General features: G+C 38.9%; 21 protein-coding genes and 1 riboswitch. Of the genes, 9 read left to right on the top strand and 12 right to left on the bottom strand.

Annotated features, from left to right (window positions below):
• Positions 1–16 precede the first annotated feature (16 nt).
• The 3 genes from EHQ49_RS11645 to EHQ49_RS11635 form a co-directional block, all read right to left on the bottom strand.
• Complete coding sequence (locus tag EHQ49_RS11645) at positions 17–724, bottom strand: TerC family protein (RefSeq protein WP_208732218.1); 708 nt, start codon at positions 722–724, stop codon at positions 17–19.
• Positions 725–799: 75 nt separating this feature from the next.
• Positions 800–2239, bottom strand: coding sequence for a hypothetical protein (locus EHQ49_RS11640; protein ID WP_135579571.1), 1440 nt, complete (start codon positions 2237–2239; stop codon positions 800–802).
• Positions 2240–2371: 132 nt separating this feature from the next.
• Positions 2372–3310, bottom strand: a complete 939-nt coding sequence (locus EHQ49_RS11635; protein ID WP_135579569.1) for an RluA family pseudouridine synthase — start codon at positions 3308–3310, stop codon at positions 2372–2374.
• A 56-nt stretch (positions 3311–3366) separates the two neighbouring features.
• Between EHQ49_RS11635 and loa22 the strand changes: the two genes are divergently transcribed.
• Together loa22 and EHQ49_RS11625 are read left to right on the top strand one after the other, a co-directional pair.
• Positions 3367–3936, top strand: a complete 570-nt coding sequence (gene loa22 / locus EHQ49_RS11630; protein ID WP_208732217.1) for an OmpA family outer membrane lipoprotein Loa22 — start codon at positions 3367–3369, stop codon at positions 3934–3936.
• Between the two features lie 351 nt (positions 3937–4287).
• Positions 4288–4728 (top strand): DUF1801 domain-containing protein, encoded by a 441-nt coding sequence (locus tag EHQ49_RS11625; protein WP_135579565.1) that lies wholly within the window; start codon positions 4288–4290, stop codon positions 4726–4728.
• A 24-nt stretch (positions 4729–4752) separates the two neighbouring features.
• On the opposite strand, the gene EHQ49_RS11620 is transcribed toward EHQ49_RS11625, so the two are convergent.
• A complete protein-coding gene (locus tag EHQ49_RS11620) occupies positions 4753–5193 on the bottom strand; it encodes an SRPBCC family protein (protein WP_135579563.1) in 441 nt (146 codons plus the stop codon).
• A gap of 104 nt (positions 5194–5297) precedes the next feature.
• Positions 5298–6266, bottom strand: coding sequence for an LA_2444/LA_4059 family outer membrane protein (locus tag EHQ49_RS11615; protein WP_135579561.1), 969 nt, complete (start codon positions 6264–6266; stop codon positions 5298–5300).
• Between the two features lie 152 nt (positions 6267–6418).
• On the opposite strand from EHQ49_RS11615, the gene EHQ49_RS11610 reads away from it, so the two are divergent.
• The 3 genes from EHQ49_RS11610 to EHQ49_RS11600 all read left to right on the top strand — a co-directional run bounded on the left by EHQ49_RS11610 (position 6419) and on the right by EHQ49_RS11600 (position 9568).
• Complete coding sequence (locus EHQ49_RS11610; RefSeq protein WP_135579559.1) at positions 6419–8032, top strand: fumarate hydratase; 1614 nt, start codon at positions 6419–6421, stop codon at positions 8030–8032.
• A gap of 143 nt (positions 8033–8175) precedes the next feature.
• The gene (locus EHQ49_RS11605; protein ID WP_135579557.1) at positions 8176–9111 is read left to right on the top strand and encodes an SH3 domain-containing protein; all 936 of its coding nucleotides are present in this window, start codon (positions 8176–8178) and stop codon (positions 9109–9111) included.
• 58 nt (positions 9112–9169) lie between these two features.
• Positions 9170–9568 (top strand): SRPBCC domain-containing protein, encoded by a 399-nt coding sequence (locus tag EHQ49_RS11600; RefSeq protein ID WP_135579555.1) that lies wholly within the window; start codon positions 9170–9172, stop codon positions 9566–9568.
• A gap of 103 nt (positions 9569–9671) precedes the next feature.
• Here EHQ49_RS11600 and EHQ49_RS11595 read toward each other — a convergent pair whose 3' ends face one another.
• From EHQ49_RS11595 to EHQ49_RS11585, 3 genes are all read right to left on the bottom strand, one after another.
• Entirely contained in the window at positions 9672–11714 is a 2043-nt protein-coding gene (locus EHQ49_RS11595; protein ID WP_135579553.1) for a cation:proton antiporter, read from the bottom strand.
• Positions 11715–11752: 38 nt separating this feature from the next.
• Positions 11753–11876: riboswitch (cyclic di-AMP (ydaO/yuaA leader) on the bottom strand.
• A gap of 112 nt (positions 11877–11988) precedes the next feature.
• Entirely contained in the window at positions 11989–13380 is a 1392-nt protein-coding gene (gene fumC, locus EHQ49_RS11590; RefSeq protein WP_135579551.1) for a class II fumarate hydratase, read from the bottom strand.
• Positions 13381–13520: 140 nt separating this feature from the next.
• Entirely contained in the window at positions 13521–13853 is a 333-nt protein-coding gene (locus tag EHQ49_RS11585; protein WP_208732216.1) for a hypothetical protein, read from the bottom strand.
• A gap of 180 nt (positions 13854–14033) precedes the next feature.
• Here EHQ49_RS11585 and EHQ49_RS11580 point away from each other — a divergent pair, with 180 nt between their 5' ends.
• Complete coding sequence (locus EHQ49_RS11580; protein WP_208732215.1) at positions 14034–14441, top strand: AAA family ATPase; 408 nt, start codon at positions 14034–14036, stop codon at positions 14439–14441.
• A 166-nt stretch (positions 14442–14607) separates the two neighbouring features.
• Here the strand turns inward: EHQ49_RS11580 and EHQ49_RS11575 are convergent, their stop codons facing one another.
• Together EHQ49_RS11575 and EHQ49_RS11570 are read right to left on the bottom strand one after the other, a co-directional pair.
• The gene (locus EHQ49_RS11575; RefSeq protein WP_035983131.1) at positions 14608–14871 is read right to left on the bottom strand and encodes an RNA recognition motif domain-containing protein; all 264 of its coding nucleotides are present in this window, start codon (positions 14869–14871) and stop codon (positions 14608–14610) included.
• 253 nt (positions 14872–15124) lie between these two features.
• Complete coding sequence (locus EHQ49_RS11570) at positions 15125–15610, bottom strand: FKBP-type peptidyl-prolyl cis-trans isomerase (RefSeq protein WP_135579545.1); 486 nt, start codon at positions 15608–15610, stop codon at positions 15125–15127.
• Between the two features lie 99 nt (positions 15611–15709).
• Here EHQ49_RS11570 and EHQ49_RS11565 point away from each other — a divergent pair, with 99 nt between their 5' ends.
• Entirely contained in the window at positions 15710–17386 is a 1677-nt protein-coding gene (locus EHQ49_RS11565) for a Na/Pi cotransporter family protein (RefSeq protein WP_135579543.1), read from the top strand.
• A gap of 8 nt (positions 17387–17394) precedes the next feature.
• Here the strand turns inward: EHQ49_RS11565 and EHQ49_RS11560 are convergent, their stop codons facing one another.
• Together EHQ49_RS11560 and EHQ49_RS11555 are read right to left on the bottom strand one after the other, a co-directional pair.
• Positions 17395–19371 carry a 7TM diverse intracellular signaling domain-containing protein gene (locus tag EHQ49_RS11560; RefSeq protein ID WP_135579541.1) on the bottom strand — a complete coding sequence of 659 codons (1977 nt, stop codon included), beginning with the start codon at positions 19369–19371 and terminating at the stop codon, positions 17395–17397.
• Between the two features lie 69 nt (positions 19372–19440).
• Positions 19441–19767, bottom strand: a complete 327-nt coding sequence (locus tag EHQ49_RS11555; RefSeq protein ID WP_135579539.1) for an LB_289 family protein — start codon at positions 19765–19767, stop codon at positions 19441–19443.
• A gap of 153 nt (positions 19768–19920) precedes the next feature.
• Here EHQ49_RS11555 and EHQ49_RS11545 point away from each other — a divergent pair, with 153 nt between their 5' ends.
• Positions 19921–20358: an LIC_11090 family protein gene (locus EHQ49_RS11545; RefSeq protein WP_135579537.1), complete on the top strand. Its 438-nt coding sequence runs from the start codon at positions 19921–19923 to the stop codon at positions 20356–20358.
• 66 nt (positions 20359–20424) lie between these two features.
• Positions 20425–21345, top strand: coding sequence for an MbnP family copper-binding protein (locus tag EHQ49_RS11540; protein WP_135579535.1), 921 nt, complete (start codon positions 20425–20427; stop codon positions 21343–21345).
• Positions 21346–21365: the final 20 nt, after the last annotated feature.

The raw sequence follows: 21365 nt of genomic DNA, 5'->3' as shown, positions 1-21365 counted from the left end.
TATCCCTAATTGGTTTTTATTTTTTGGAACGAAGTTTCATATTTAAGAACTCAACAATCACAGAAAAACACATCGCAAAGTAAATATAACCTTTTGGTATATGTAATTCCAATCCTTCCCCGAGAAGGGCAACACCTATCAATATTAAAAAACTCAGCGCTAAGATTTTAATTGTGGGATGTTGGTCTACAAAATCGGAAATACTTCCACTCGATAACAACATAAATCCTACAGACAAAACCACAGCGGTAATCATCACACCTAACTGGTCAGTCATTCCAACAGCGGTGATCACAGAATCCAAAGAGAACACAATGTCCAGAATCATAATTTGGATGATGACTTTGGTAAAGGAAATTCGTTTCCCGGAACCTTCTTCTAACTCCGGTTCTCCTTCTAATTTGTGATGGATCTCTGTAGTGGATTTGGCAATGAGAAAAAGTCCTCCCAAAATCAGAATGATATCACGACCACTGATGGCATGGTTGATGATAGTAAAAACCGGAGCCGTGAGTTTCATGATGAGAGAAAGAGAAAATAACAAAAGGATTCTTGTCACCATGGCAAGCATCAGTCCGATTTGGCGGGCAGACTTTTGTTTCGTTTTTGGCAGACGAGAGGAAAGAATAGAGATAAAGATGATGTTGTCAATGCCTAGGACAATTTCCAAAGCAGTCAAAGTCAAAAGGGCAAGCCATACCGACGGGTCGGAGAGAATTTCTATCATAACGTATCCTAAAGTTCTAAAAATGAAAAATGAATCAATCTAAATCCCGGGCCTTGGTTTGGTAAGGTGAGACTACCGCCTGTAAAAAAACCAACCCTCACATTCTTTCACCAACCGAACACCCTTCCATAAATCCAAATGTTCTTTGGTTTCTGTGATCCCCCAAGGGAACTGATCGAAAGGTTTTTCATCGAGTCCTTTGTCCCATGTCCGGTTGGAAATCCAAGGGTAATAAATTCCCTCTTTTGTGAAAGGAACAAGAATCCAATTTTTGTCCGAAAAAGCATAAGTATACTTGATGGGCCAGTAGGTAGCGGCTCCAGGAACTTTCGGATCAAATTCGGAAAGACATTCCAACCTATGGGCCCGTTTGGCCTCACTATCCTGGATTGATTTTGCGAGAAGTGGGTATTTCTCATTATAAAAGAAAACAAGCCCGAGAAACAAAACGAAGGTGGCGACGGATCGAAGGAGAGGAAACATAGAAGCCAATCGAAATATAAGAAAAAAAATACAAAAAGGTAAAAAGTACAAGTAGCGAAAGTTAGGTTCAATCTGAAAGATAAATAACGCAATTACAGAAAGAAAAGGAGAAAGGAGAAAAACCAAATCTAAAAACTGTTTTTTCAATTCGAGCCGAAGGAATAAAAAAAGAATGTAGATAATACAAAGAACCAAATACAAATAAAACCAATCGGAAAATATCGGATGTTTGGTGATAGATTCGATTACACCTGAAATCCATGAATTTAGGTCTTTCGAAATTAAATCTCTTGCGGAATGAATTCTCTCCATAGTTGGGAGTTCTTTTGAGGTAAAAATACCAATCCCTAAAGATTGAATTCCCTTTTGCCAAACCTTACCCAGTAAAAAACCAACCAACACCAAACCAAGGGGATAAATTGATTTTTTTTGCAAACGAACGACTGCATAAACCAGAAGGAAAGGGGCAATGTTCACAAAATACCAATATTCAGAAACCCAAACGAGGGAAATCATTAGAAGGAACCGTAAACCTTGGGTTCGATTTTTAGAATCCCAATGATGGATTTCATATAAAGTATAGGCAGCAAAGAAAAAGGTCATCGCATGAAAAGCCGGCAAAAAAAACTGACCAAAACTATTTGGCAAAACTCCGGCAATCGCTAAAAATCCCAAAGAAAACAAATAGGATTTGTTCTTTTTCAGACCGAGAGCCCTTGCCATATAAAAAGGCATCACAAAGGACAAAAATCCAAAGGCAAAATGAAACGAATACACAGACTTTAAAACCGGATAAACTAGTATTGCAAGGACCATCTCCGGAAATAGATAGGAACAAGGGGGTACATTCCATCCGCGAACACCCGCCCATCCACTAGTCCAAAAATCCCGAGCAAACAAATACGGATAAAAAACATCACTATGGGTTCCCTCACCCATATGATTTTCATAAATAGCATCGTAAAACAAATGAAAGGTGCCAAAAAGCACCAAAAGTATTAAAATCGGTTTTAAATTTCTGAATCTCATAATTTAATTAAAAAACCAGTGAATCCAATGTGAATGTTAGAGATAATTTTTCTGGTTACACATCGAATTCAGACTCAATATTTCAGCTATACTTTTGTTTGGAAAAATCATTTGCGGTAAGATACCAATCCATTAGTAACTAGGACATTTCCTTTCAAAAGTTTTGAATCTTTCTGGAAATTCTAACTCCACTAAGATTCGTTTGTCGGGAATAAAAGGATGTGGGAATTCCAATCGTTTGGCAAAAAGTAAAAGTCCATATTGTGTATAATCTTTTGCGGAACGAGAATACAAAGTATCTCCCACAACAGGACAACCCATCTTTGCCATATGAACACGAATTTGGTGGGTACGACCTGTTTCCAATCCCAATTTCATCAAACTAAATTTACGACCTGTTTGTGTTTGGACAATTTTTTCTGTTTTATAATGAGTGATGGCCATTCTTCCATCTTCTCTCACACACATCTTCACTCTTTCTACGGGATGGCGACCAATCGGTAGATTGACAGTTCCTTCGGATTCCACGGGTGCTTGGAGCACCCAAGCGTAATAGGTTTTATCCACGAGCCGATCTTGAAACATTTTGGATAATGCTGCATGGGCACGATCGGTTTTCGCAATGATGAGAACCCCTTCTGTTGGTTTGTCCAACCGATGCACAATCCCTGGACGACGTTCACCGCCTGTGGCTGATAGGTTTTTGAATTGGTGTAATAATCCATTCACAAGAGAAGGTTGGTCATCTCCCGGCCCACTGTGGCAAGCAATCCCTGCTTTCTTATGGATAACCATAAATTCGTCCTCGTCATAAAGAACAGGAATGTCCATGGGAATGGGTTCAAGCCGAGAAGGAGGCCTTGCGATCACATTCACGACGTACTCTTCACCAAGAGTCACCTTATATCCGTTTTTAGTGGCCAGTTGTTCTTTGGTTTTGTTGGTCACAAATCCAGAATCAATCCACTTTTGAACGGTAGAACGGCTGAGATCGTCTCCGGCATTGTCTTTTAGAAAGACATCCAGGCGACTTTGGTCATAATCTTCGGAAACAGTTACAAATATTTGCATTTTCGGTTGTTATCTAATGAAAAGAACTAAACTATGGAAACATTAAGGTAGGTCAACTGATGAAAAAAGGATTTTTTTTAAGCCTCATCCTCCTCGCAGGTCTTTCGCTTTCATTAACGAATTGTTCGTCTTCTGAAGAAAAAGAAACTCCGAAAGACACAACTTCCACTACGGGAACAACATCCACTGTATCTTCCAGAGATCTCAATGCAGCTCTTTTGGACGAAATCAATGTAGCACTCAAAGACTACCGCTATCCAGATGGTGTTCGTCGCAGAGGTTTTAGCTACAAACAAGCGGACATCCAAGCAGAAGATTTCAAAACTTGGGCAAAAGACAACGTTTCTTACATCAAAGATGCTATTGCAAAACTTCCTGAAGGATACGCTCTTGAAGTGACTGGTCACGCAGATGCATCTGGTCCAGAAGAAGCAGAAGGTGCTAAAAAAGGAAACGGATACTATTCACAAATTCGTTCTGATGCAGTGAAGGACGCTCTTGTAAAACAAGGAATTCCTGCGGACAAATTGGTAACAAAAGCTGCTGGTTCTTCTAAACCAATTTCTGGTTTTGATGAAAAAGACGCGATCAACCGTCGTGTAACTTTCCAAGTTGTTTCTAAATAAGAAAGTTCACACTTAAACTAGAGACCTTTCTCTAAATCAAACCCACCTTTTGGTGGGTTTTTTTATGCCTGGCGAATTTTTACCAATCAGATGTTCTGGTGGTCAAAGATATGGGCGCCTCGCATTGGTTATGCGAATGTCAATTTTTTCTGTACCGACCGCGCTTTTCGTTTCAATCCTTCGTGAGTTTCTAATTGAAAATGGAACCATATAATTTTACGAAGGATTTCCACTGCAATCGCTGGCGCAGGGATTGGGAGCTGGAATCTAAAATGGTTTATGTTCAAAATATTTTGAATGAAACAAATTCTTGACCTTAAAAAACTCTGTACCGGAATTTAAGGATCTACCATGCCAAACACCATTGAAGAATACATCCAATCTTTACCAGAAGACCGAAGAGAACCATTTTCGAAACTTAGAGAGATCGTTAAAAAAAATCTCCCCAAAGGTTTTGAGGAAACCATCCAATACAAAATGATTGGATTTGTTGTACCCAAAAAAACGTATCCTGCTGGTTATCATGTAACCCCGGAACTAGCACTTCCTTTTATTCATATTGCATCTCAAAAGAATGGCCTTGCCCTCTATCATATGGGAATTTACGCCGATCAAAAATTACTCAAATGGTTCCAAACCGAATATCCCAAACATTGTAAAACCAAATTGGATATGGGAAAAAGTTGTATCCGATTTAAAAAGTTAGAAGACATCCCTTGGAAATTGATTGGAGAGTTGTCAAAAAAAATGAGTCCTAAGGACTGGATCACTCTTTATGAAAACAATAGATAAGGATCAAAAAAGGATGTTTGAAGTTTATGATTCCAGTGACTCTGTAAACTCCTTAAAGCTTTGTAAATGTTGAGTGGATTGTTTTCGAAACATTGGTTTTAAAAGTAAAGAAAACCATTTCATCGGTGCTTTCATACGAAATTCTTGAACGGAAGTGTAACGAGTGAGATTCGGAGAGAGGGCTTCAAATTGGTTTTGTACCAAATTCCAAATCCCCCCCACTTCATAAGTACCAGAAAATTCTTTTGGTAGATTGCGAACGGTAATTGTTTCTTCCATTTCCATTTTGCGGCCGTTTAGATTGAAAGTCAGTTTGGATTTGGCACCAGGTTGGCCGGGGTTTCCGGAAATAGGTTCAAAGGACTCAAGTCCCTTCATCCATCGTTTTAAATTCACTGGGTCATCAAATGTTTGGATCACAAAGTCGAGTGGTTTATGGATATCGATGGAAACCGTGAATTTCATAGTTCAGAGATTGTATATCTTATTTGATTCTCAGTCAAGTAGGGAATCTACGTTCTATTTCTTTTCAACAACAAAAGGAAATTTGGTTATCTTGCTAAAATTCCCTAAAAACTCACCATCAATCCTAAATAAATTCCTCGTAAGACATCAAAGTTTTCTGATTTTTGGGGGAGATTCATTTCCCAAACACCGGCAAGAGTTGGATTCTGTGATCCTAAATTTTCTGTACCCTGCTTTAGTTGGATATCGTTATAATGTAAATAAGAGAACTTAGAAACAATCATATTGTATCCCACAAAGAATTTCATATGTGGATGAAAGGAATAGGAAAGAGAACCATCCCATTCATAACCGCGAAAAATTCCTTCTGTACCAGCTGTGGACAATGAATATTGGAACCTGTCTTCCATTAGGTTTGGTTGTTTGAAAAACCGAGTACCTTGTGTATAAAATACATCCATTGTTAGGTGAAATGCAAAATCTTGGTGGATTTGATAGATGGTTTGGATAGAGGCTTGTGGGCCATAAGTAAAAAAGTATTCTTTGAAGGTTCCTTGGCCTAAATAATTTCCATAGAGATAACGATTGATATTACGAACCCCACCTCCCAGATTCAGTTTCCAATCCTTTGTGGGCGCAAAGGTTTTATAAAGATTGAGTTCAAACTCGGACCTTGCCATCGGTGAAAGATAAAACCGAGATAGGTTCCCTCCTTGTGCCGACTGCTGGTAAAGAAGTGTGTTTGCATTTACGATTTCAATTTCAAAATAAGAGAGATCTACTTTGAATCCTTTTTCTAAGTTTTCGTAACTGAAGACAAAGGGGATGAGAACCTTTCCATTTTCTTTCAAAGCAGAACTGGAACGAGTGGGGAAAATGGATTCATTTTTGTCAGTGAGAGAACTGTATTCATAAGGAAGGTAATGGTAGGTTTGTCTTTTTAAGAGCAAACTCCATTCTGATTTTTTACTGTTTCCTTCCGGTACGGGTCTTTCTGTTTCCCGGCCTTCGCCCTCAGCAAAAATCATAGAAGAGACAGAAACAAGGAATACGTAAATTAGGTTCTGTTTCATTTTCCTTTGTTATAGACTGATTTTTGGAAATGGAAACGATTTTTTCCCTTTTGGATTTTTGTAATCTTGTCAGTGTTTCTAACAGTCTCCGCAAAAATTCATTTACGAAAGGAGGAATCCCTTGAAATTAGAAGTTATAAATAGAGGTTACCATGCCAGAGTTTTTTTACGCCGATCCATTTCCTTTAAACGGGGACACCACAGAATACAAATTATTAACAAAAGATTTTGTGAGCACAGTTCCATTTGGTGAAAAAGAAATTCTCAAAGTAGATCCAGAAGGACTCACCTTTCTTGCAGAAAAGGCAATGGAAGACGTATCGTTTTATCTAAGAACGGCACATCTTGAAAAAGTTCGTAGAATTTTAGACGACCCGGAAGCAACACCAAACGATCGTTTTGTGGCAATGGCCCTTCTCAAAAATGCCGTGATCGCTGCAGACAAACAACTTCCTTCCTGCCAAGATACGGGAACAGGGATTGTGATGGCAAAAAAAGGGGAATACGTCATCACCGGTGGCAATGACTCCGAAGCTCTTTCCAAAGGAATTTATAATACTTATGTAAACCGAAACTTACGGTATTCGCAAGTGGTTCCTCTCACTATGTATGACGAAGTCAACTCCGGGTCCAATTTGCCAGCTCAGATTGATATTTACTCCACTCCTGGCGACAAATACAGTTTTCTTTTTATGGCAAAAGGAGGCGGGTCGGCTAACAAAACTTACCTCTTCCAGGAAACAAAAGCCTTACTCAACCCGGCCTCTCTCGAAAAATTCATTGCAGATAAAGTATCCAACTTAGGAACCGCGGCTTGTCCTCCTTACCACATTGCTGTTGTGATTGGGGGAACATCGGCAGAAGCCAATCTAAAAACCGTAAAACTAGCGTCAGCTGGGTATTTGGATCATTTGCCAACCAAAGGTGACAAATTTGGTTCTGCATTCCGAGATGTGGAACTAGAAGAAAAGATGTTGGTTGCGGCTCAAAAATCAGGAATTGGAGCTCAGTTTGGTGGAAAGTATTTGGCTCATGATTTTAAAGTCATTCGACTTCCGCGGCACGGTGCTTCTTGCCCTGTGGGACTTGGTGTGAGTTGCAGTGCGGACCGTAACATCAAAGCAAAAATTACAAAAGATGGAATCTATTTAGAAAAACTAGAATACGATCCTTCTAAGTTTTTACCAACGATTGATGAAGTGGATTCCAGCACAGAGTCGGTTCATATCAATCTCAACCAACCAATGCCTGAAATTCTTAAAGTACTCACAAAGTATCCTGTAAAAACACGTGTTATGTTGTCGGGTCGCCTCGTTGTGGCTCGTGACATTGCTCATGCGAAGTTAAAGGAAAAATTGGATAAAGGTGAACCTCTTCCTGATTATTTCAAAAACCACCCGGTGTATTATGCGGGCCCTGCCAAAACTCCAGAAGGAATGCCATCGGGATCCTTTGGTCCTACGACAGCTGGTCGTATGGATAGTTACGTTCCTCTTTTCCAAGAGAAAGGTTATTCTATGATTTCTCTTGCGAAAGGAAATCGTTCCAAAGTGGTCACCGATAGTTGCAAAAAGAACGGTGGGTTTTATTTGGGATCTATCGGTGGTCCGGCCGCCCTTCTTGCCAAAGAAAATATCAAAAAAGTAGAAGTCCTCGACTTTCCAGAGTTAGGTATGGAAGCCGTATGGTCGATTGATGTGGAAAACTTTCCTGCTTTTATCGTGGTAGATGACAAAGGAAATGATTTTTTCCAAATGTTGAATTGAAAAATTTTTCTTAACTTTCACTGGATGTGACAATCAAATTGAATTTCGATTTTTACATCCAGAAGATGAAAATTCTGGTATATTTTGAATCTTACTTTTAAAGAAACTGATTTCTAAAATTCGAAAGGAGAGGTTGGACTAAAATGAAGGATTTCAAACGAAAGAATTTATTTAAAAAAGTTGGAATCTTTCTTCTTTCGCTTTTTTTATTGAATGGATCTGATCTTTTAAAAAACGAACCAATCATTTGTCCCAAAAGTTACAACTGCCTGACGACATATATTTCTCCAGGCACCATTTTATTAGCACGTGAATTAGATTTATCTGTCATTTGGCACTCTCGTCCGCAACATTTTGATAAAATCATTTTGCTCACTGATAAGAGTGGAAAGTTTATAGAAATCAAAATTGATAAAAACGTTTATTATTATAAAGCGATTTGGAATGGAAGAGAAGTATTGTTGAGTCGTTTTTATTTAGATACCAGTAAAAAATTACGTACACTCAGTAACAAAACGGTTCAACTTTATGACGAACCAAGTCCCAGTGCAAAAACTGTGATGATCATACCAAAAAATATTCCGTTAGAGGTGATTGAAAATACACACCCTCTCACCCAAAATAGCGGATATGTAAAAGTCAATTATAATGACAAGGTTGGTTGGGTGAAGCGAATTTCACTCAGTGATGACGAGTTCGACATTCGATTCCACCAAATGAATCTAGAGAATCTTGCGAGTCCATACACATTCTACGCGAAAGAAAATGATTTTAAGGTAGAATTAAATATTATCGGAAGAGGTTTTGTCGTCTCCGATTGTAAAATAGGTGGAGTTGAGTGTAGTGCTTCTTCTCGAATGGGAAAATCTAGTTTTGGTATGCCAGAAGAAGCTGTATATTTTGATCTCAGTGTGAATGGTGGACAATCTCATGTTTGTGAGATACGTAGGGTAGATTTTGTTGGGGAATTACAAAGACTGATCCAAGAGGACATTACTGAGGAAGAATTGGATCCTTTTATCAACTGCAGTCTCAACGATGGAGAAAGTGAAGAAGAAAAGTCGGATGAGTTGGAATGAAAGTTTTTTTGTATTCTTTATTTTATAGATTGGTCGCTATCAAATTTGGTAATTCAAGATGTGTAAAACGATTAAACAGAAAGTAAAATTCAGGGCCAGTCCCACAACGATCTATCAGTTCATTGCTGATTCGAAGAAAGTCACTGGACTTACCGGTGAAACTGCGATGATTAGCAAACGTATTGGCGGTAGTTTTTCTGCTCTGTCTGGAAAAGTTACCGGAATCATTGTAGACCTTAAACCTTCAAAACGAATTGTCCAAGCCTGGAGAAGAAATGATTTTCCTGATGGAATTTTTTCTATGGCTACATTTACATTAAAAGAAACTTCTGAAGGTGGAACTGAGCTCGTACTCACTCACCGTGGTGTACCGAAAGAACTGATTCCTGATATAGAAGAGGGTTGGCGCCAAAACTATTGGGATAAAATTCGGAATGCGATCAAAACTTTAGTTTAAGAAAAACGAACCAAGGAAAGGAATACTTCCCTTGGAACGGACCAGCTTAGATTTTACATTTCATTTGAGAAAATCCAAGGAAATGGATTAAAATAGAAAACCTTTAAGTTCTTTTTTTACCCAAAATCAAATAGTTCTTTTTTAGAAATTCAAAGTCTTTCTCTGTGTTCCAATCTCTAACAAATACATGATGGTTTGGATCAAAATGATCTTCATCTTTCCATTGTCTGAATAAACTTCGATCTCCTCCCAAATTATTGATGATAGAAACAGCTCCTTCTGAATCTGATTCCATAAAAATTTTGTTTAATGATTCGAGTCCTTTGTTTACGAATACAGCTACCGAACAATTGGAAGATTTAATAATCTTTTTAAGTGGACCTTTATTAATTTCTTTCCATGACTCTACGTTAGGTGACCCCAATATCAAAAGGTCTGGGTTGTATTCATTTATCTGTTCCCATAAAGCCGTTTCAAAATTTTCCGAAGAAGAAAATTGAAAGTCCACAGGGATTCCTTCATTTGCAGAAATAAACCTAATATTTTCGAAGAGAATGGACATTTCGTACTGAGATTGTTCAATGTCGAAATTATAGTTTTGATTTACATGGAAGGTTCTGAATTTTGCATTGGGAAAAATTTTATAACAAAGTTTTACCAAATCAATCCCTGTTTTGGGTCTGGCAAAGGCGATCAAAATTTTGGGATGAACACCTGGACTTGTGTTTTCTGAAACGGGAACAACCTCAGGAATACTTTTCTTTTTGAAAAGTCTCTGCACTAGGTTGATGGCCGGGCCACTCATTGCTGTCGTAACCAAAGCCATAATCACCATAATCGTAAATAACTCAGGCCCAATGATTCCCATTTCTAATCCGATGTTCAAAACGATTAGTTCCATAAGTCCTCGTGTATTCATAAGAATACCGATGATGAGGGAATCCTTCCATGTTTCTCCCAAAAACCTTGCGGAAATGGTACTGCCACCTAACTTTCCAAAAATGGCTACAAACAGAATCAATAAACAAATTAAAAATAAATTTGGATCTGATAAAAGACCAATTTGAGTTTTTAAACCGGAGTATGCGAAAAATAAAGGGAGGAGAAAAATCACACTCACATCTTGAAATTTGTTAATGATGATTTTTCTTATTTTATGATTCGCCGGGATCGTAGAACCAGCGATAAATGCTCCAAACAATGAGTGAATGCCCATTGATTCCGTAAATAAGGAGGAAAAAGTGAGCCAAATAAAAAGAAAAAATACTATATAGTTTGGTAGAAAATCTATATTTTCTAATTTTGAAAGACTACTCGCAAACCTTGTCCTTACATATTTGAATGCTAGATAAAGAAAGAGAACCACTCCCAAAAAACAAAGTAAAACTCCCGACATTGAATCGGAAGAGGTGAGTCCTAAAATCAAAGCCAAAATCAACCATGCAGTGACATCATCCGCTGCAGCACATGTGATGGCGAGAACGCCCGATCTTTCTGTGTTTAATTTTTTTTCTTGAATGATGCGTGCTAACACAGGGAAAGCGGTGATCGACATGGAGATTCCCAAAAAGAGACTAAAAGAGAGAAAAGAAACTTTTTCTGGTGCTAATGTTTCAAATAAAAATAAGGAAGAAATCACACCGAGTAAAAAAGGAAACATGATGGACACATGGCTGATGACAACAGCGGTATGTAGACTTCCATGTAAATTTTTCCAATCAGTTTCAAGTCCGATCAGGAACATAAAAAAAATCAAACCCACTTGGCTGAGTAATTTCAAAGATCCCATAGAAGATGCAGGGAATATCATCTCTGAAAATTCTGGTGCCAACATACCAAGTAGTGATGGGCCTAAGACCAAACCTCCCGTGATTTCTCCGATCACGCTTGGTATCCGTATTAACGAAAACAAAAACGAAAAGATTTTGCACGTAACAAGGATTAGTAGGATTTGTAACAACAATCGCCCGAAGGGGGATTTTAAGTGTGCCACAAAACCAACTAAAAAGTGAGAAAAATTGATCTCCAGGCTCAAAGGATTCAAACCATGATTGAGTGGGAAATACAACTTACCGAGGTAAAAAACGAAAGCGAGTGTGCCGAAAAAAATGGCTACCGCTAGGGCATAAAATACTGAGGACTTCATAAACTTCCTTCCTTACAAAAATCGTTTGTGGAAGGTTGTTTACCTTCCCTCAAAGTCTCCGAGGTTAGCTGTCGGGCTAGGATTGAGAGATATCCTCTGCAATTGCAGTACGCCCCAAAATTTGGTTCCCCCGTCTCTATATGAGCTAGACATATGCAAATAAAAAGGATTCTAGATAAAAGTCAAACATTTTATAGATTGAATTTTTTTAACTAAATATTTGTTAATTATAATATTATTATATATTGATATAATTTGTGATCCAAAATTATTTTTATTCTTTGGGTGAAATCATCTCTTCTGGTTTCACCCAAAGATCAAATTCTTCTGCCGTGAGGATTCCTAATTTGATTCCTGCTTCCTTTAGGGTAGAATTTTCTTTATGAGCTGTTTTGGCAATTTTGGCTGCGTTGTCATATCCAATGTAGGGGTTAAGAGCCGTCACAAGCATGAGGGACCTGTTTAAGTTTTGGTTTATGGTTTCCTTATTGGCCTCAATTCCCCTTGCACAATGTTCTTCGAAAGACAGGGTCGCATCCGCTAACAATCGTATGGAATTGAGAACATTAAAAATAATCAATGGTTTGAATACATTCAGTTCAAAATTTCCCGAAGACCCTCCGACATTCACTGCTACATCATTTCCAATGACTTGTGCGGCCACCATGGTCATGGCTTCGGATTGGGTGGGATTGACTTTGCCTGGCATAATGGAAGAACCTGGCTCGTTTTCGGGAATGGAAATTTCACCGATTCCAGATCGTGGGCCAGAAGCCAACCAACGGATATCGTTTGCTATTTTCATCAGGGAACATGCGATGGTTTTCAAAACTCCACTCACTTCCACAAGGGAATCATGTGCGGCTAGAGCCTCAAATTTGTTTTCCGCAGTGACAAAGGGAAGTCCTGTTTCTTTGGTAATGGCCGCAGCGGCTTTCACTGCAAAATCCGGATGGGTATTGAGTCCTGTTCCTACAGCAGTTCCTCCAAGTGCCAATCGGTAAATAGAAGGTAACACCCGTTTGATTCTATCAATCGAATAAGAGAGTTGTTGGACATAACCTGAAAATTCCTGACCGAGAGTGAGTGGTGTGGCATCTTGCAAATGGGTTCTACCAATTTTAATGATATCTGCAAACTCATTTGTTTTAATTTCCAAGGTATCATGAAGCGTTTGTAAGGCGGGAATTAGTTTGTGAACCAATTGTTCGGCACAAGCAATGTGCATGGCTGTGGGAAAGGTATCGTTGGAACTTTGGGCTTTGTTGACATCATCATTGGGATGGATTGGTTTTTTGGAACCCATAACTCCACCTACCATTTCGATGGCACGATTGGAAATGACTTCATTCACATTCATATTGGTTTGTGTTCCCGATCCCGTTTGCCAAATCACAAGAGGGAAATGTGCATCCAAAGTTCCATTGATGACTTCTTCAGCCGCCTTCACAATGAGTTCTGTTTTTTCTGAGGATAAAATTCCCAAATCTTTGTTTGTCAGTGCTGCGGATTTTTTTAAAATCCCAAGAGCTCGAATCATCTCTCTCGGAAATCTGTCATTGCCGATGTGGAAGTGGTGGAGGGAACGTTCGGTTTGTGCACCCCAATAACGAGAATTTTCTACTTCAATTTCACCCATAGAGTCGGTTTCGATTCTTGTTTTCATATTCCCTCGAGATTCAATTTACATAAATTGTCTTCTTTATGTAGACAGAGTTAGATTTGAGAATCGAAAAAGAAAAAGGTGAGAATGAAAAATTGATACCCTCCCGTGTTAGAATATCCGGGAGGATGTGATTTAGAAAATTAAAACGGTTGGTAGAAAGCGAGGTAAGCCGCGGAAAGACCCAAAAGTGGGAATACAAACCAAAGGATTTTTGCAAATTTCTCTTTTTTGGAAGCCATCGCTAAAAGTCCACCAAACGCAAGCCAGATGACGATTTTTAAAATCACCCAAACTGGAAGTGCGGAATGAGAAATTCCTCGAAACTTCATAAGGCCAAATCCTGCAACGATGATGAGCAAAAGTCCTACACCATGTGTGATAGCAGCCACAGCTTTGAATTTGTTTTCTGATTTTTTGCCACCATTGATGGTGTAGAGAGCGATTCCGCCGAGGGATAAAAATAAAAGGTACATTCCGAAAATATGGATGAGTTTATAAGCTTCGTATGACACAAAAGTCTCCTTGTTTCTGCTCTATTCTTTCAGATAGAACCATTCCTTGCTAGATTTTTCTCTTTCCCTATTGGGAAAAAGAACCAAGATTTGGAAATGGAACCGAAGCAATCACAAGACCTGAGACCAATTCTCACTTCCATTGAACCAACAAAAACATTACTAGCTTTAAGAGGCATTCCTGGTTCAGGAAAAACTAGTTTGGCAAAAGCCATTTCCATCACCAATACGGCACCCATCTTTTCCATTGATTCCTATTTTGAAGATGAGGTTGGTGATTATCATTTTGATTATAAAAAAAATCACTTAGCCTACAAAGACTGTGAAACCAAAACCAAACAAGCCCTGGAACTTGGAATTCCTTTTGTCATCGTGGACAATACATTTACTTTAGATTGGGAATTGGAACCTTACATTCGTTTAGCGAATGAATTCGAATATCAACTTCATGTTGTGACTGTGGAGAATCGACATGGAGGAAAAAATGTACACCAAATTCCGGAAGAACAAATAGAAAAGATGAAATCGAAATACCAGGTGGTTTTGTAAGGGGTAGGGTGTAATGAAGGAAAAGGGAATAGGAAAATTTGTTTAAAGAAGGATTGGTAGTAGCCTTTTTATTTTTCAAAAAAACAAAAAAGACAAAAAAAACAAAAAAAACAAAAAAAATCCGCCACTTAAACCAAGTTAAGCGACGGATTTTTAACGAACTAGATTATCTCCAGTTGTTAGTTTTAGGTTTTGCGATGTTTACTTTCATCTCACGGTTAAGAATGTTCTTTCCGTTAAGTTCTTTAATTGCGTTATCAGCTTCTTTTCCATCTTTCATTTCGATGAATCCGAAACCTTTAGAACGGCCAGAATACTGGTCAGTGATGATTTTTGCAGAAGTTACTGCTCCGTGTGCTCCGAAAAGCTCACTGAGTTTACCTTCAGTCATATCGTAAGAGAGGTTGCCAACGTAAATGTTTACTGACATAGTTTTTGTCCTGTTTGTTAAAGTTGACTCGGGAATTCTAGATTTACAATCGTCGGGACCCTAAAAGGGATTTTGGGTAAGAACTCCAGAAAAATGCAGGGAAAAACTTGGGAAAGCTACCAGCGTGCAAGCTTGAAAGGACTACTTCGGCGGTGAAAATCAACAATACTCTGAATCTTCTGTCAGTGTAATTACCCTTTCTAAAAAAAGCAATCTGAAAGAAGACCCAGAGAGAAAATAAAAAAAGAGAATTCTAGTGGTGGTGGTGTCCGCCTGGACCGTGCACGTGACCGTGTTGTAATTCTTCTTCTGTTGCTTCGCGAATGGACTTAATTGTCACTGCAAAGTGAAGAGTTTCTCCAGCTAACGGGTGATTGCCGTTCAGAATGACATCCGCATCACGAACCTCTTGAAGGTATAGAACCATTCTACCTTCGGGAGTATCCGTTTGGAATTCCATTCCCACTTCTAACTCGGCTTCTGCCGGAAGTTCCGTTTTGGGAACTTGAAAGATCAGAGCTTCGTTATATGTCCCATAACCATCTTCAGGTGGTACAGTTACATTTTTGGAATCTCCGTTTACTAATCCTTCTAGTTCTTTTTCCAAACCGGGAATGATATTTTGCCAGCCGTGGAGATATAATAGTGGTTCGTCTGATTGGTCCAGAGTTTCTCCCTGGGCGTTCTTTAGGTGATAGGAAAATCCTACAACCATTCCTTTGCTGATGGTTTTTGACATATTGGTTACAAAGTACCAGCGGAAAAAAATACTGCAACCGAATAAAAGGTTGGTACCAAATTGTAATCAAAGAAATTAAACCTTGGAAATATTACATCTATGAATTGGTCACTACTCATTCAGGTTTTAGGCGGACTCGGCATTTTCATCTATGGGATGAAATTACTAAGTGAGTCCTTACAACGCGTGGCGGGGGATAGGCTTCGTTCCTTCCTTTCGTCTATGACGAGAAATCGAGTTTCCGCTGTGTTCAGCGGACTATTTATTACATCTACAATACAATCCAGTTCGGCAACCACCGTTCTAGTGGTTGGATTTGTGAATGCTGGTTTAATTTCACTCGCCCAAGCCATCGGTGTGATCATGGGGGCCAACATTGGAACCACCATCACTGCATGGATTGTATCTTTTTTAGGATTTAAGTTCAACATTGCATCCTTCGCTTTACCAGCGGTTGCTGCCGGAGTGATTTTAAATTTCTCGAGAAAAGAAAGTAGATCGGGTTGGGGAAGTTTCCTGATCGGATTTGGATTTTTGTTTTTAGGATTGGATTATTTAAAATCATCCGTTCCTGATAGTGCAAAAGATCCAGAGAGTTTTCTATTTTTGCAACAATACACAAATATGGGATTCAACACCATATTGTTATTCGTTTTGATTGGAGCTCTTTTAACGATTGTTATCCAATCTTCTTCTGCTTCCACAACTATCACCATCACACTCGCTTTCTCCGGTTATATACCGATTGATGCCGCTTATGGTATGATCCTTGGTGAAAACATTGGAACTACGATTACAGCAAACCTTGCTGCCATTCCGGGAAATCGAAATGCTAAAAAGGCCGCTCTTGCACATACATTATTCAATGTGTTCGGGGTGATCTGGGCCTTACTGTTCTTTAAATTGTTCACTGGAATTGTGGATGATTTGATTCCTGGGGATCCATTGACTGATAAAGAATCGACAAGATTTCATATCTCTCTTTTCCACACGATGTTTAATATCACGAACACTCTGATTCTCATTTGGTTTGTGAATACAATTACCAAAGTAGTGAGTGCCATTGTGGATGGACTTGCATCCAAAACAGGAAAAGACAAAGATTCCATTCGTCTTTTGCAAGCTGGTGCTGTTAAAACCACAGAACTTGCGATGGTGGAACTTGTTGAGTTTACTAAAAAAATCATTCGAGACACATACGACTTCCTTCGTTTAACAGAACAAATTTTATTACAACCTTACGATGCCACTCGTGTCCTCCAGGTATTAAAAAAAGAAGAAGAGTTAGACCAAGTAAGGTCAGAAGTTCTTACCTACCTAAACCAAATCCAAGAAACTGGTATTACCGGAAACTATGCGAAAGATGTTTTAGGAATTATGGAAAGAGTGAAGGCTGTGGAAGAAATGGGTGATAATTTTGCATCAATTGCAAGAAAGATGAGAAAGTCACACCGCCAAAAGGTTTCCTTAGATAAATCCTTCACTCATTCGGTAAAAGACCAAATGGATTTACTCAAACACCATTACGACATCTTGCTTGTGAACTTGGAACAAAGTGAAACTTTTGACATCCTTGGTAACCCACAGATTCGTAGCCAAAGTCGTGAGTATCGTTTTCAAATGATTCGTTCCGTTAAAAAGAATGATTCTAAAGTGAAGAAGAAAAAGTATCAGAAAAAAGACAATTTGATGCCAGCCCTTCTTTATAGAGACGTTTCTCGTAATTTGGATAATATCTCCAGACTTTTGAATGCGGCGATTTATGCGGACGTTTAGTCCGCATATTAGTTAATTTCGAACAAAATAAATGTTATATCATCGTCTGCGGGACCTTCTTTGTTCCGTAGACGAATGTGTTCATCAATCCCACCATACAACGATTCCACAGACTCAGCCTTCCGCTCAAGTAACCAACCAATTAATTCTTGTTCGCCGGAATCACCATTTTCCCACAAATCCCAAATCCCATCGGTAAATAATAAAATTTTGTCACCGGGAGATACATTGTGAATTTCTTCTGGGTATTGTACTTCTTTAGAGTATCCGATGAGTTTTCCTTTCGGTCGGATCACTTCGATGGTTGTGGAATTTTCATTGAATTTGTACAAGGCAGGATGGCCTGCATTTGCAACCCGTAGTTGTTTGAGATCCAAATCAATAAAGATGGCACTGGCAGTTAAGAATTGATTTTTATAATTGCCGGCAAGGGATACGTTGATACTTTCTAAAACTTTTCCTGGTTTATTGGCAAAAGCTAGAGTTTGCATATAGGCAATCTTTAACATGGCAGCTTCAATGGCGGCAGGAACTCCATGTCCCGTTACATCTGCGATCAAACAACAAATCTGGTGTTTCCCATAAACGGTAAGATCATAAAAATCACCACCAACTAAAGAGGCGGGGAAGTATCCCGTTTTGATAATGAGTCCTGGAAACTTAGGTAGAATTTGGGGAAGAGTGGACTCTTGAAGTTTTTGGGCTAACTTAAGTTCTTTTCCGTAGGCAATTAACTTTTGTTTGTTGATTTCCGCTTTAAATTGAATTCTATCCTTTTCTTTGCGGACTACAGAGATTCTATCTCCAAGTCCAAAGGCCATAAGAAGTACTTCTATCGCCATTCCGACTTGAAACGAATTCTCCGTGAATGTATTTACTGGAAAAAATCCCATATACTTGAGGACCGTCGCAAGCCCTCCCACGATCACCATAAAGTATCCGTAAAAATAAAACCTCGCAGGTGGGAACTTTTTGATAAAGGCCACGTAATAAGAAACAAACAAAGCAAAGAAGGCGAGTAAAAACGAAAATATATCTCCTGCTTGGTTCATAATGCGGTAAGGTAAAAAAGGAAGGAGGCAAATACAAATAACAGAGATGACCATCAGTCCCAAAAAACATTTACGGATGAGTGGAGCATTGGTCTTTAAGTTCATAAAGGTAATACTCATTGGGAAACAAGTGAGTAAAAATAAAAAGTAAAGTAGGTTGTGAGAGTTGTATACCAGTTCAGGTGAGTTGGGAAAAAATAAAACAGGCAATAAACCTTGAAGTGAAAATTGGAACAAAATTGCAGCAATGAGTAAATACAAAACATAAAAGATGTATGCTTTGTCTCGTACCATGAAGTATACAAACAGATTGTAGATACTCATCACACCTACGATTCCAAAAAATATACCTTGGAATAGAGTGTCTAAAGAAACAAATGTATAAAAGTTTTTCTCCTCCGCTACCATAAGTGGTACAGACACAGAGCTATCTGTTTTCACACCAACAAAATAAGTTACGGTTTCCTTCGGCAATAAGTCAGTCGCAAAACTAAAACCTCGGTAGTCCCGATCTCTATTTTTAAACGGAAATCTTCTTCCTTGTTGGTTTTCTGAAACGTCACCTGATTCTCGTAATGCGAAAAATTTTACATCATCAAGTAAAGGGTATTTGATGTAGGTGACAATCCGTTTTTGTTTTGTTTCATCATTGTGAATGACAAAACAAAACCAGTATTGTTTGTCAGTGTTTCCAAAATTGGGTATAACTCCGTTGGATTTTTGTAAAGTTGTTGTTTGAAACTGATTTGTTACTTCGGATACGGAATGGATGGCAGGACTTGCCGTGAAAAAAACTAAATGATGAGAAAGATCATAAGTATTCCCTTCCGTGCTGGAAAGTGGAACAGGATCAGTGTTTGGACAAGATTTTGAAGTAGCAAATAGGTTGGTATAAAAGAGACATAACAGAATGAAGGTGAAGGTCTGTTTCATACAGGAAGGTCACAACTATAAGACGAAGACCTTCCCTTGTAAATCTGTTTGTTAGGGAAAAAAAAGGAATTAAGCGGTGACGGCAGGAATTCCTGCAAGGATTCGAAGGGAGTCGTAAGCCTTTTCTTTTTGTTCCACTTTTGTTTTGTTTACAGCCTTGCGAATGATGACATCCCATTGTTTTTCTGGATGTTCCATTTTCATGTTTTCCAGAAGTTCTAAAATGTTTTCGTCTTCGGCTGCATTAAAAATCTCGTCCGAATCATAACGAAACATTCCAAATAGGGCGTCGATGTAGTCACCTACGCTCATGGCTTCTTTTTCCCCAGGTTGGATCTTTTTCTTTTCTGCTTTTCGCAGTTCTCGTTCCCTGCGTTCTAGTTCCGTGCGTTTCATCTGATGGCCTCTAGCTCGTTTGCATTGGTTCCAAGACCATGTTTTCAAAGGGCAGGAGGGGGGACACCAAATTTGTCCAAAAATTGGCTCGATTTTTGGGTTGGGTGGTCAAGCATGGGGTAGATGTTCTGCAAACGGTGGATTGCCGGGAGTTTGGCCTTATTTCTTTGTACCCAATTCCTTTTTTTAGGGAGTGGGTTACTTGGGTATTGCCTGGAGTCTAATTCCAAAATCTGCCATTGTAACCATGGATCCAAAAAGGAAAAACATGGAAACGCAGAAGACAAACTCTTTTCGGAAGGGAAAACTGAATCTTTATCTTCGGCTCATGTGGATAACCACCAAACCACAAAGGAATTGGCACTCAAACCGAATTGCCACGAAGCAAAAGATGGCGAAGTCCATCTATGTTCTTGCAAAAAGAAAAAAAAAGATGCACTTTCTTTACGTTCACACCACCAAACTATGGATAGACCAAATTTAGCTTTTGGTTTTACCGTTCCTTCTGTGATTTTTTATACTATTAATGAGTCTTCATCCACTCTTGAGGATGGAAGAATTCCCACTTTACTCAGACCACCACGTATCTAGTTCCTAATTTAAAGAGCCAGTCTTTCGGCAATTTTGAAAGATAAATTAGAAAAATAGGATATTATAATGAAATTATATACATTTATGACTTTTGTCGCATTTTCAATTCTCACAGTATTTGGTTGTGAGATGTTGGGTGAAAAAAAGGAAGATAATTCCAATTTACTCGCTGGTTTGGTCGTTGTGAATGCAATGAGTAGCGTAGAAATACCATTTGAAATGGTCGCAGCTGGCAAAGTCGGCGTAAAGTGCGGAACGGAAGTTAGTTCTGTCGCTGGCGTGAGTGTTTCTGGCAGTGACGGTCTTTATATTAAAGATGCAAGATTCTATGTACATGACGTTAAATATGTGTTAAACGACGGTACGACAGTAGATGCAACTTTAGTTCCAGATGGAAAGTGGCAAACTTCTTCAGTGGTTTTACTTGACTTTGAAGACGGAACAAGTGACTGTGCGGCAGAAGGAACTTCGGAAACAAATAAAATCATTCGTACTTCGAGACCTTCTGGAAATGTGATAGGACTCGAGTTTAAAATAGGAGTTCCTTATAGTTTAAATCATATGACAGAGACGACGAATTCCGCACCTTTTAATATAACTAAAATGCAGTGGAGTTGGCTCAGTGGATTTATATTTATGAAATTTGATTGGAAAACGACCGACTCTGGTTCAACTGTGGCTTCTGCATTTCATTTGGGCAGTGCAAGTTGTACGGGAACTGCTCCCTCGGTTACCTGTACACTTCCTAATCGACCAACGATTCGAGTTACTTCCACTCAAGGGTCTAGCTGGGTTCCGTCCGCCAACCCAGTCTACTTTGATGTTCAAAAATTGTTAGATACAACCAACACCAAATCGGCAGCGATTGGAATGTGTATGCCAGGAAATGCAAACGCAGAGTGTGCTAAGGTCATCACTCGCACAGGTCTCGTTTCTGCGTCGGGTGTGAGTTCTGGAACCCATTCTGCGTTTTATTTAAAACCTTAATTGGTTAACTCTTCGGGGAT

The organism is Leptospira perdikensis (genome assembly GCF_004769575.1).
Classification (GTDB): Bacteria; Spirochaetota; Leptospiria; order Leptospirales; family Leptospiraceae; genus Leptospira_A; species Leptospira_A perdikensis.
The sequence above is the reverse complement of the archived record's forward strand: the minus strand, read 5'-3'. Positions and strand labels throughout refer to the sequence as shown.